This window comes from Anatilimnocola aggregata, from assembly GCF_007747655.1.
Taxonomy (GTDB): domain Bacteria; phylum Planctomycetota; class Planctomycetia; order Pirellulales; family Pirellulaceae; genus Anatilimnocola; species Anatilimnocola aggregata.
In genome coordinates, this window is the sequence record NZ_CP036274.1 from 2,950,621 (window position 1) to 2,962,556 (window position 11,936).

Sequence of the window (11,936 nt, forward strand, 5' to 3'; positions counted from 1 at the left end):
TGGAACAATTATTACAGACTCCAATCTCGAAGCCAAGCGAAAGTCCCACAGATCCTGTTGCCAATGGGATTCAGCTGGTTCCTTCACATCAGAGCAGCAATACCCTGCCCCCGTTGAGTAATCACCGGATGAATCTCTGGCGTAGTCGGTAGAGCAGGCAAATTCTTGCAGAGTGTTCAGTGCTGGTGCCGTCCTTGGTGAGACACGCTACGTACGTAGCCTCGTGTTCGCATCACGAGTCCTAGCCGTTAAAAGCGGGGGCCGGGTAAGGTTCGAATCCTTGCCACCAGCCTTGAGCACTTTGCACCAGCGAGAACCACGGAGAGCGCCCCCCGCCCTCTTCGATTTCCGTATGACATTCCCGTCGTCTTAGACCGGCCGCGGAAAATCTTCTTCGACATCCCTTTGTTTCAGCAGTCCACAGCGAGCAGTTCCGTTCCACAATCTGATACAGAATCGGTGTAAAACGATACGGAATCTTGTAAAATCTGGAGACTGGCGAAGAGACGTCGCCCAAAAGAAAAAGCCGCAACTCGTTATCGAGTCACGGCTTATTAAGTGGTCAGGGCCGGAGTTGAACCGGCGACACATGGATTTTCAGTCCAATACTCGACTACAGCCAATCGCGGCCCACAGGGGGTCCTGATAGTGCTTGCCCCATTCCCGGCCATAGTGAGCAAACGCCACTTGAGGCGTGTTGCCCATCAGCTCGGCCAATGTCTCAATCGTGCAACCCGCGCCGTTGTTCCAATACCCGGAGAGCAAGCGATGGGCAAACGTATGACGGCAGGTGTAACAAGAATAGCCTTTGCGAACCGGATCGGTATCCCAGCCTAAGTCCTTCCTCATTTTCGAAAATCTCATTCTGCCGGTAACCTTATTCCAAGGCCTTCCTTGTGGATTAGGGAGCAAAGGGGCATCTTTTGCGGCGGTACCTACTCGCCACATCACCAACTTGGCCACTTCTGATCGGACAGGAATCTTGCGGGCCTTCTTTGTCTTGGTTGAATAAACTCGCCAAAGCATCCCGCCTGATTGCAACTCCACGTCGCAAACACGAAGCTTCGCCAGTTCGCAGAAGGGCCTCAGGCCTGTGTGAATGGCAGCAAACAGAAAATCCCGAAATGGCTTGTCAGTAGCACCATAGAGGGCCTGCTCATCGTCGGAACTTAGGGACTGGAGTCGCGGCCGCGGTGGTGGCTTTGGAAACCCACGCAGCGGGTTTACCACTCCATAACTATCGCTAGCGAATTCAAACGCGGCCAACACGGCCGTGAGTACGTTTCGCTTGGTCACTGGAGATCGCCAGTTCGGATGAGCTTCGACCCAGTGTTCGAGATGCCCCTTTTGAAGCTGTTCGATAGGCAACGCGCCGCAGTAACTCGCGAGATCGTTGAGGGTCCGGCGAACATGATCGCCGCTTTCTGTTCCGAGATGCTTGCCTCTTACTCTCGTCAAGCAGTGCTGGACGTAATCCGAACACACCGTGGCGACGAGTATTGCTGGTTTCGGCTCAACCGCTTCCTCGGGTGATGGTTTCCAATCCGCTCGCGATTTCAATCGAGCTAATGCTAACTCTGCTGCCTGCTTGTTCGATTTCCCCTTGATTCGTTTGCCCGTGGAATCGAGCAACGCTACCCGACGTTTCGTCCCAGGAGGCGTAAAGTACCATGCGTCGGTCTGCTGCCAATGCCAGGCTGACCCATGTGCCCGTCGTCGAGATTGATTCGTTTGGCTTGTAGTCAACTTTGTCGTGCTCATGCGCGCACCTTCTTGCCAGCTTTGGTTCCCTTTGGCTTGGGGATGTTCTGCGGCTTAGGTTGTTCACCGATTGCAGCCCAAAGCGGAGCCTGATAATGCTGCCCCCATTCGCGACCGTAGTGGTCGAAAGCAACCTTCGGAGTATCCCCAATTAGTTCCGCAACTGTCTCGATCGAACAGCCGACGCCATTGGTCCAGTAACCCGAAAGCATCCGATGCACAAACGTATGTCGGCAGGTGTAGCAGGTGTATTTGCTACGAACCGGGTCCTGGTCCCATTTCAACTTCTTGCGCAGGTTGCCAAACCTCACCACGCCCGTCATCCGCTTCCATTGCCCACCCTTGGTGTTTCGAAACAATGGCAGGTTAGAACCGGGCGGCGCGTCCTTCAGAAGCTGCGTGGCAAGCTGTGCCACTTCGGGGCGGACGGGAATCTTACGAGTTTTCTTCGTCTTGCTGGAATAGACACGCCACATCATCCCTCGCGGGGTCTGTTCGATATGCTCGGCCTTCAGTTGGGCGAGTTCGCAAAAGGGCCGCAGTCCGGTATGAACGGCCGCGAACAGAAAGTTTCGGAACTGCGGTTCCAGGTTGTCGTAAATCACCTGCTCATCATCTGGGCTGATCGATTGCAGGCGGGGCTTGGGCGTTGGCTTCTTGAGCCCCTTGAGCGGATTCGCCACCCCGAACATTTCTTCGGTCCGATTGAAGGCTGCCAGCACGATGGATAAGACCCCTCGATGCGTCTCGGTGCTGCGCCACGATGAGTGGGATTCGATCCAAGTCGTGATGTGTCCCTTCTTGAGTTGCGAAACAGGGAGGGCGCCGCAGTAGGCACAAAGGTCGTTGAGCCACATCTTCGCGCTGCGGTGGTGCCCTGCACTGGTGGTCGCCTTGGAAACGCCCCGTTCGCAGTACTGGAGGTAGTCTGAGCAAACGCGAGCGACGATCCACTCCCCCTCGGGGACGTAGCCTGGACCGTTGTCGGCCAGAGTTACCTTGATCTTGGCAAACGCGCGCTCTGCCCCGTCTCGCCTTGCCAGCCCCTTAATCCGTTCACCCTGTTCGTCGAATAGCGGCATTCGCTTCTTCGTGCCCGGCAATGTGTAGTACCAAGCGTCCGTTTGCTTCCAGTGCCAAACCGAGCCGTGCTGTTGGCGTCGCACCTTGCGTTTTCTACCCACGAAACAGTTCTCCTTTCAGCTTGGTTGACCGCTTAATTTCGCGCCTCGATACTGTCACCGTTACTCGCAACCTCGACGAAACCTCTGTGGTCGGCTTGTTGACCCGTTCCATCACACGGATATTTTATGCGTTTGCTACACAGATTAGCTACACTAATCATTGCTGCTGGCCTGTTTTGCGTACCGTTTATGCCGGTTTTCGCCGAACAGAAGCCAGATTCTGGCCGTGTACCTAATATAGTGCTGATACTTGCGGACGATTTGGGTTATGGCGATGTGCAGTGCCTCAATCCTGAGCGGGGGAAAATCAAGACCCCTCAACTCGATCGGTTGGCTGCGGAGGGGATGACATTTACTGATGCCCACAGTGGTTCGTCCGTTTGCACGCCCACCCGTTATGGAGTTCTCACTGGTCGTTATGCCTGGCGCACGCGTTTGCAGAGTAGTGTGCTGGATGGATATGTGCAGCCGTTAATCGCTGCCCAGCGACTGACAGTCCCCGCGCTATTAAAGCAGCACGGCTATCACACGGCCTGCATTGGCAAATGGCACCTGGGCTACACCATCGACGGCGCGGACAAGAGTGGTGGCGGCAAAGGGCAATTTGCAGGGGCACCGCTGGGAGCGGTTACCAAGGACGGTCCCATTTCGCGCGGATTCGACCAGTTCGTTGGTTTTCATCATGCCCGTATGATGAAGTCCGTCTTTGCCAACGATCGTGTGGCAGAAATCGTTGAACCGGTCGATATGCTTCCTCGCATTACGCGGGCATCAGCCGAGTACATAGCGGAGCGGGCGCGAACGAAGGAGCCGTTCTTTCTTTACCTGGCGTTGAACTCGCCACATACGCCCATCGTGCCGTCAAAGGAGTGGCAAGGTAAGAGCGGACTCGGCCAGTATGGCGACTTTGTGATGGAAACCGATTGGGCCGTAGGCGAAGTTCTTGCTGCGCTCGAAAGGGCGGGGATCGCCCAGAATACATTGGTGGTTTTCACCAGCGACAATGGCTGCTCGCCGCAGGCAGGAACTGACAAGCTGGAAAAAGATGGGCACTTTGCGAGTGCAGGATTTCGAGGTTACAAGGCAGATATTTGGGACGGTGGGCATCGCGTGCCGTTTCTGGTTCGTTGGCCGGGCAAGGTGCGATCTGCGTCCACGTCTGCACAATTGATCTGTCATACCGATCTCATGGCGACCTGCGCCGAGATTCTCAGTGCCCAGTTGCCCGAGACTGCGGGTGAGGACAGTGTGAGTATTCTGCCGGCATTGCTGGGTAAAGATTCGGCACCCTTGCGCGAAGCAGTGGTTCATCACAGCATCAACGGCCGATTTGCAATCCGACAAGGAGCATGGAAACTCGCGCTATGTCCTGGCAGTGGCGGCTGGGGTAAGCCTGGGGATGCGGGAGCCAAGAAGCAAAGCCTTCCTGACGTGCAACTGTACAACCTGAGTACCGACAGCGGCGAGGCGAAGAACCTGCAGGCCGAGCAGCCTGAAGTTGTGCAGCGATTGACCCGGTTGCTGGATCGATACATCGCTGAGGGGCGCAGTACTCCCGGACAGGTGCAGGCCAATGATACCGAAGTTGTCGTTAGGAAAGCAAACTCGCGAGCCGCGAAGGATTAAACCAATGAATCGCTTACTTGTACTCTTCACTCTCGCCACTTTGATTGTCACCAATAGCGAATGGCTGAACGCGGAAGAAGCGCTTGTCTATAAGAAGGTAGGCGATCGCGAGTTGAAGTTGTTCGTCGAGAAGCCGGCCGACTGGAAGTTGGGTGATAAACGTCCGGCGATAGTCTTCTTTTTTGGTGGCGGTTGGGTGGGAGGTTCGCCGAGTCAATTTGCTAAACAGAGCGAGTATCTGGCGACGCGCGGGATGGTCGGCGTGCGAGTTGAGTATCGAGTGATTCCCAAAGGCGAGAAAGGCCCGCCGCTTGTCTGCTGTGCCGATGCCAAGTCAGCGATCCGCTATGTTCGCTCGCATGCAGCTGAGTTGGGGATCGATGCGAGTCGCATTGCTGCCGCGGGAGGTTCTGCGGGTGGTCATCTCGCCGCGTTCACAGGTTTGGTGAAGGGACTGGATGATTCTCAGGATGATCTCACCGTGTCCTGCCAGCCAAATGCACTCGTGCTGTTCAATCCGGTCTTCAACAATGGCCCAGGCCAGTGGGGACACGAGCGTGTTGGCCAGAGGTACTTGGAGTTCTCACCGGCCCATCACGTGACGCGGGATGCTCCGCCGACCATCGTGTTCCTGGGTGACTCGGACAAGCTCATTCCTGTGAGCGTGCTCCGGGACTTTGAAGGCGAAATGAAGAAGTTAGGAGCTCGCTGCGATGCGCGTGTTTATCCCAACGCCGCGCATGGCTTCTTCAACCGTGACCCGCACTTCACACTCACCCTGATTGAGACGGACAAGTTTCTGACTTCGCTGAAGTGGATTGAGGGCTCACCGACATTGAAGCTACCATCGCCGTGATAACGAAAACAGGGCTCGCTTTGATGCGAGCCCTGAAGTTTGCACTTTCCAGATTTGGTTGTCGCCGCTCCATCGCGCCAACAACTTCCAACTACGCCTTCGCTAGTTCGTCGCGGACTCGTTCGAGCAGCTTTTTGGTGGCGACGATTCCTTCGTGTTCGCCCAGCTTGCTTCCTTCGTACTCGATGCCGCAGTAGCCGTGATAGTTGTGCTTCTTCACGACGATTTCGAGCATCTTCTTATAGTCCGTCTTGGTCTCGTTCCCCTTGTCGTCGAAGTCGTGGCTCTTGGCACTGACTGCCTTGGCGAACGGCATCAGCTCATCGACGCCTTGATAGCGGTCGTATTGCTTGCCGCCGCCGATGTTGAAGTTGCCGAAGTCGGGCAACGTGCCGCACATCTTGTGATCGACCTTCTTCATCACTGCAGCCAGCCAGGCTCCGTTGCTTGAGTTGCCACCGTGGTTTTCGACGATCACGTTAATCCCGTGCTTCTCGCCGAACTCGGTCAGCCGGCGAAGGCCATCCGCTGCCCGCTCGATTTGCTCTTCGTACGTGCCGCCCGATTGGGCGTTCACGCGGATCGAATGCCCGCCCAAATACTTGGCCGCTTCGACCCACTTGTAGTGATTCTCGACGGCCTTCGTGCGCTTGGCTTCGTCGGCATCGCCCAGGGCACCTTCGCCGTCGCACATGATTAGCAGCGTCTTCACGCCCAGGTCATCGGCCCGCTTCTTCAGGTCGGCCAGATACTTCTGATCGTTGGCCTTGTCCTTAAAAAATTGATTGACGTATTCGATCGCGTCGATGCCAAAGTCTTCTTTGGCCGATTTGGCGAAGTCAAGGTTATCGAGCTTCTTGGCGAACAGCGTCTTGTGCAGCGACCACTGAGCCAGCGAGATTTTGAAGAGGGGCGCGACTTTGTCTTCAGCTGCTGCAAAGGCGGGAAGCGAAGCAGCGACGACGCCGGCACCAGCCAGGCGGAGGGCATCACGACGAGATAGGGATTGGGCAGACAGATTCATGAGAGTTGAACTCGGGAAAGGAGAAACGAATGAAATACCGGAAAAGACGGCGGAGACAGCCTGTCTTCCACAATTCTTAACTGGAGGCGGACTCGCCGCAAGCGGCAGGGGAGTTTACGATGGTGGGGCGTCTCAGGTTAACCGTGCCGCTTGCGGCCGCTGAACTGCCCGACGAATCCTTTCGTAATACCCCGCCAGCACGTGGTTCGACTAACTCCATGGCCGCTCTTCCCCCCACTGCCAAACCCACCGACCCTAAGCCTGCGGTCGGCGGCACTCGGCTCGACGCAATCGCACGTGGTGAGCCGATTCAGCCGGTTATTCACAAGTCGCTGCAGGGGATCGATCCGGTCGTCGAGGTGAAGGATTTCAACCTTTGGTACGGTACCAAGCAAGCGCTGTTCGACGTGAACATTTCCTTCCCGCGCGGGCAGGTGACAGCCATCATCGGCCCCAGCGGCTGCGGCAAGAGCACGTTGCTCCGCTGCATCAACCGGATGAACGACCTGATTGAAAACGTCGAGACCAAGGGAGAAATGCTCATCAATGGGCAGTCGATTTATGCCCCGGGTGTCGATGTAATTGAACTTCGCAAACGAATGGGAATGGTCTTTCAAAAACCGAATCCCTTTCCGATGAGCATTTTCGAAAACGTTGTCTATCCCCTGCGAATCGACGGCGAACGCGATCGGAATATCATTCGCGAAGTGGCTGCCCAAAGCTTGCGCGGCGCGGCCTTATGGGACGAAGTGAAAGATCGACTGAAAGATAGCGCTCTGGGACTTTCGGGCGGTCAACAACAACGACTTTGCATCGCCCGGGCGATTGCCGGCGAACCTGATGTTCTCCTGCTCGACGAACCCTGCTCAGCGCTCGATCCGATCGCCACGTCGAAGGTCGAAGACCTGATTCAGGAACTTCGTGGCGACTATTCGCTGATTGTCGTTACCCACAACATGCAGCAGGCCTCGCGCGTGAGCGACTTTACGGCCTTCATGTATCTCGGCCGTCTGATCGAATATGGTGAGACTTCGGAAATCTTTACTCGTCCGAAGCTCAAAGAAACCGAGTCGTACGTCACCGGCCGCTTCGGGTAACGCCACGTCCTTGTGGCAGCAATCGCACCGTAGGCCCGCTTCGCCCTCGGCGACCTTAAAACGGAATGTCGTCGTTGGGTTTGGGATTCTTGGGGGTGGCCTTTTTGGCAGCTTTGGTCGCCGTCTTGGCAGCGGGAGCCTTCTTAGCGCTCTTTTTCGGAGCTGCCTTCTTAACTGTTGCCGCCTTAGGGGCTTTTGGAGCTTTGGGCGCTTTCGGAGTCGCGGCCTTCTTGGGTGCTGCTGCTTTGGCACCACGTCGCCCCTTCTTGGGCGGTCCCATCGCGGCCCGCTCTTCGAGCAAGGTCAGGGCTTGGGGCAGCGTCAACTCTTCGTGCGAGAGATCTTTGGGAAGCGTGGCGTTGGTCACGCCGTCGCTGATATAAGTGCCGTAGCGGCCTTCTAGCACCTTGATAGGTTGGCCGGTGACTGGTGATGATTCGAACGTCTTGAGCGGCTCCTTGGGGGCATTGCGACCCCGTCCGCGGACCTTGGGCTGGGCAAAGATCGCTAGGGCTTGATCGAGCGAGACCGTCACTGGCGAAATGTCCGGCGGCAACGAGCGGAAATCGGAGCCGTGCTTGATGTAAGGACCATAGCGGCCGTTGGCGGCCAGGATCGGCTCTTTCGTTTCTGGATTTTCACCCAGCGTGCGCGGCAACTTGAGCAGGTCGAGTGCGATCTCGAACGTCACATCGGCCGGTTGCATGCCCGGCAGCAGCGACGCATTCTTCGGCTTCTCGTCTTCATCGCCAGCACCCCGTTGCACATAAGGACCGAAGCGGCCTTGCTTTAAGTACACCGGCTTATGCGTATCGGGACAAATGCCGAGCGGCTCTTCGCCCACGCCAGCCTGGTCGAGCAGCTTGAGCGCTCGTTCGAGCGTCATCTCGTCAGGTGGTGTGTCCTGAGGAATTGAACCCTTCCGCTCGCCTTGTTCGATAAAGGGGCCGAACTTGCCCACTCGTACAAAGACTTCTTCCTGATGCTCCCCTTCGGTTGGCGTGCCGAGGGTGAAGCGTCCCATCTCGCGCGGATCGACTTCGATGATTTTCTTATCCAACTGGGGCTTGAGTCCAGCATCGCCATTGCCGAAGTAGAAATTCTGCAGATACGCGACCGAGTCTTCTTCCTTGCGACTGATCGAGTCGAGCAGGTCTTCCATCTTGGCGGTGAATTCATAGTTCACCAGGTTCGGCAGATGCTCTTCGAGCAAGCGTGAAACGGAGAACGCAACCCACGTTGGGACGAGCGCATTTGCCTTCTTGAAGACGTATTTGCGCTCGAGAATCGTATCGATAATCGAAGCGTACGTACTTGGGCGGCCGATGCCTCGCTCTTCGAGGGCCGCGGTGAGCGACGCTTCGCTGAAGCGCGCGGGGGGCTGGGTCGAGTGGCTCTTTTCAGTCAGCTGTTTGCAGCCCAGCGGATCGCGAATGTTCACCGAAGGCAACAGGCGCTCTTGATCGGCGAGTTCCGCTTCCGGATCGTCCGATCCCTCCACATAGGCTCGCAAGAAGCCGGCGAATTCAATCGTTTTGCCGGTAACCTGAAAAATCGCGTCTCCGCCGGCTACCGACAGAGTGATGCTGCGACCGCGGGCATCGGACATTTGGCTGGCGATTGTCCGCTTCCAAATCAGGTCGAAGATTTTGAACTGATCGGGAGTGAGTACGTTGCGTAGCGACTCGGGCAGTTTGAACGGATGACCGGCTGGCCGAATGGCTTCGTGAGCTTCCTGCGCGTTCTTGACCTTGCTCTTATAAACTCGCGGCTCGGCGGGGACGTAATTCGGTCCGTACTCAGTACGAACCAGATCGCGGGCCGCATCGATGGCTACCTGCGCCAGATTCGTCGAGTCAGTACGCATGTAGGTGATGTAACCGTTTTCATACAAACTCTGGGCGACGTTCATCGTCCGCCGCGCGGTGAACCCCAGTTTGCGGTTCGCCTCTTGTTGCAGCGTGCTGGTGGTGAACGGTTCCGAGGGCTTGCGCGTGTAGGGTTTGTCGTCGAGCGAGCTGACCGCGAACTTTTCGTTGTGTAGCTTTTCGGCCAACTCCTGCACAGTCTTTTCGTTGAGCAGCAGCAAGTTCGGATCTTTAATCTTGCCGGTGGCAGAGTCGAAATCCTTGCCGGTGGGAACTTTTCGCCCGCCGACCGACACGAGTTCGGCGTCGAACTCTTTGCCGTCTTCGGTGACAAAGCGGGCAATCAAGTCCCAATACGTGGCCGAACGAAACGCCATCCGCTGCCGTTCGCGTTCGACAATCAACCGCACCGCCACGCTTTGCACGCGACCTGCAGAGAGACGCGGCGCTACCTTTCGCCACAGCAACTGCGAGACTTCGTAACCATACAAACGGTCGAGGATGCGGCGCGTTTCTTGGGCCCGCACCAGCCCATCGTCAATGTCGCGGGGATGTTCGAGCGCGTCGAGAATCGCCTCTTCAGTAATTTCGTGAAAGACCAGGCGATGGACCGGAATCTTCGGCTTGAGGACTTCGAGCAAATGCCAACTGATGGCTTCTCCTTCGCGGTCTTCGTCCGTCGCCAGATAGAGACGCGAAGCATCTTTCATCAAGGCTTTGAGCTTGGTGACCTGCGGTTTTTTTTCTCCGGGAATGATATAGACCGGCTCAAACCCGTCGTCGACGTTCACTCCCAGGTATGACCACTTCTTCCCTTTGAACTCCTCCGGCATCTCCTTCGAGCCCTGGGGTAAATCGCGAATATGGCCAATGCTGGCTTCAACGGTGTAGTCCTTACCAAGGTACTTCGAAATCGTCCTCGCCTTGGCGGGAGATTCGACGATTACCAGGGATTTTCCTGTTCCAGCCGCACGCTTGGCCATATTCGATTCACTTGCCAATGAGGATGGGCCGGCCTGTGAAAGCCGACCATCCGAGCTTGCCTGTTGTTCCGTAAATCGTTGCCCGCCAAGAGCCTAGTACTGCTCCTGCCGGTCACCCTGCTGCCCGAGGGCAGTGGTGGAGTAGGACGTTTCCTAAGCTTTAGAGCGCCCCTTCGTCAAGCCGTCACAGGCCGAGAAGGGATTTGAAGCCGGCCGCGACTGGCGGCGCAAAGAGTGCGCGGCAGGTGGTCAGCAGCCACGAAATAATTGCTCTTGGCAGTTTCTCGCGCGTTTGCTACCGTCCGCCGCGCTTATCGAAATTGCGTCTCCACAGAAGCAGGGCTTGCCAATCTCTGCGCGGGAAGTGGTGCGCAATCACTTGTCTGGTATTTGATCTTTTCTACAGAGTGAGGCAATGTCATGGCGGATACGCAAAGTGCGCGTGCGCGCAAATCGAAGCAGCGTCGGCCTGCTCCCCCCCACAGCAGCCGTTACCTCGGCATCGAGTCGCTGGAAGCGCGCGAAGTGATGGCTTCGAGCGTCACGGCCGTGTTGAATGATACGACGCACGTGCTGACCATCAATGGCTCGGAACGGGCCGACAATATCGTCGTGCGCCTGATCGGTGGGAAGTATCAGATCAGTGGCGTTTCGACCCGCTATGACGTGGCCGATGTCACTTCAATCGTGGTCAACGGCTACGAAGGCAACGACCGTATCGACTTGGGCTCGGGACGTATGAGTTCGGGAAAACGAGTGCCCGGCGCACTCATCACCGTGCCGACCACCATCAATGCCGACGAAGGAAACGATACCGTTATCGGCAGTTATGGCACGAATACTGTCGATCTCGGCGATGGCAACGATAACTTCTGGGGCATGGATGGAATCGATATTGTCCTCGGCGGTGCGGGGAACGACATCCTCCGTGGCGGCCTGGGAGATGACAACCTCGACGGTGAAGCCGGCAACGATCAACTGATTGGCGGCAACGGGAATGACGTGTTGATCGGCGGCGACGATAACGACCAGATTGATGGTGGACTTGGTAATGATCAGATGGTAGGCGGTGCCGGCGACGATCGGCTCGAAGGCCGCCAAGGCGATGACACCATCAGCGGCGGTTTAGGGAACGACATCATCAACGGCAGCGATGGTGACGATACCCTCAGCGGCGACGACGGTGACGACAATCTGCACGGCGGCCTTGGCGACGATGAGTTGCATGGCGGCCTCGGCAACGACTTCCTCAATGGCTTTAAGGGGAATGACGTCATTTATGGTAACGAAGGCAACGACACCATTTATGGCGGCGATGGCAACGACGAACTTGAAGGTGGCAGCGGCAACGACTTGATCTACGGCGGCAACGGGAACGATTGGCTGAAGGGTGATTCGGGGAATGATACCCTCGATGGTGGTGCAGGGATTGATATTCTGGATGGCGGTACTGGTAACGATCGCGTCCGCAATCGGAAGAGCCAGGATACGCACTCCGATATCGATACGACTTCGTTCTAAGTTGAAGCCGTTAGAG

Annotated in this window: 8 protein-coding genes and 1 tRNA gene; 4 read left to right on the top strand and 5 right to left on the bottom strand. The window is 56.7% G+C overall.

All coding sequences use genetic code 11. The annotated features are described in order from the left end of the window. Positions 1–559 precede the first annotated feature (559 nt). The 3 genes from ETAA8_RS34575 to ETAA8_RS11195 all read right to left on the bottom strand — a co-directional run bounded on the left by ETAA8_RS34575 (position 560) and on the right by ETAA8_RS11195 (position 2,945). A tRNA-Phe gene (locus ETAA8_RS34575) sits at positions 560–621 on the bottom strand. Continuing rightward, positions 598–1,761 (bottom strand): tyrosine-type recombinase/integrase, encoded by a 1,164-nt coding sequence (locus ETAA8_RS11190; protein WP_145088100.1) that lies wholly within the window; start codon positions 1,759–1,761, stop codon positions 598–600. The genes ETAA8_RS34575 and ETAA8_RS11190 overlap by 24 nt, the downstream gene beginning before the upstream one ends. Then, positions 1,758–2,945 carry a tyrosine-type recombinase/integrase gene (locus ETAA8_RS11195; RefSeq protein WP_145088101.1) on the bottom strand — a complete coding sequence of 396 codons (1,188 nt, stop codon included), beginning with the start codon at positions 2,943–2,945 and terminating at the stop codon, positions 1,758–1,760. The genes ETAA8_RS11190 and ETAA8_RS11195 overlap by 4 nt, the downstream gene beginning before the upstream one ends. A gap of 126 nt (positions 2,946–3,071) precedes the next feature. On the opposite strand from ETAA8_RS11195, the gene ETAA8_RS11200 reads away from it, so the two are divergent. Both ETAA8_RS11200 and ETAA8_RS11205 read left to right on the top strand, forming a co-directional pair. Further along, positions 3,072–4,571, top strand: a complete 1,500-nt coding sequence (locus ETAA8_RS11200) for a sulfatase family protein (protein ID WP_238397734.1) — start codon at positions 3,072–3,074, stop codon at positions 4,569–4,571. A 4-nt stretch (positions 4,572–4,575) separates the two neighbouring features. After that, positions 4,576–5,427 (top strand): alpha/beta hydrolase, encoded by an 852-nt coding sequence (locus ETAA8_RS11205; RefSeq protein WP_202921766.1) that lies wholly within the window; start codon positions 4,576–4,578, stop codon positions 5,425–5,427. A gap of 91 nt (positions 5,428–5,518) precedes the next feature. Here the strand turns inward: ETAA8_RS11205 and ETAA8_RS11210 are convergent, their stop codons facing one another. Continuing rightward, a complete protein-coding gene (locus tag ETAA8_RS11210) occupies positions 5,519–6,451 on the bottom strand; it encodes a sugar phosphate isomerase/epimerase family protein (protein WP_145088103.1) in 933 nt (310 codons plus the stop codon). Positions 6,452–6,669: 218 nt separating this feature from the next. Here ETAA8_RS11210 and pstB point away from each other — a divergent pair, with 218 nt between their 5' ends. Further along, positions 6,670–7,548 carry a phosphate ABC transporter ATP-binding protein PstB gene (gene pstB / locus ETAA8_RS11215; RefSeq protein WP_145088104.1) on the top strand — a complete coding sequence of 293 codons (879 nt, stop codon included), beginning with the start codon at positions 6,670–6,672 and terminating at the stop codon, positions 7,546–7,548. A gap of 55 nt (positions 7,549–7,603) precedes the next feature. On the opposite strand, the gene topA is transcribed toward pstB, so the two are convergent. Then, positions 7,604–10,399: a type I DNA topoisomerase gene (gene topA / locus ETAA8_RS11220; protein WP_145088105.1), complete on the bottom strand. Its 2,796-nt coding sequence runs from the start codon at positions 10,397–10,399 to the stop codon at positions 7,604–7,606. Positions 10,400–10,819: 420 nt separating this feature from the next. Between topA and ETAA8_RS11225 the strand changes: the two genes are divergently transcribed. Continuing rightward, positions 10,820–11,920 carry a calcium-binding protein gene (locus ETAA8_RS11225; RefSeq protein WP_145088106.1) on the top strand — a complete coding sequence of 367 codons (1,101 nt, stop codon included), beginning with the start codon at positions 10,820–10,822 and terminating at the stop codon, positions 11,918–11,920. The last annotated feature ends 16 nt before the right edge of the window (positions 11,921–11,936 follow it).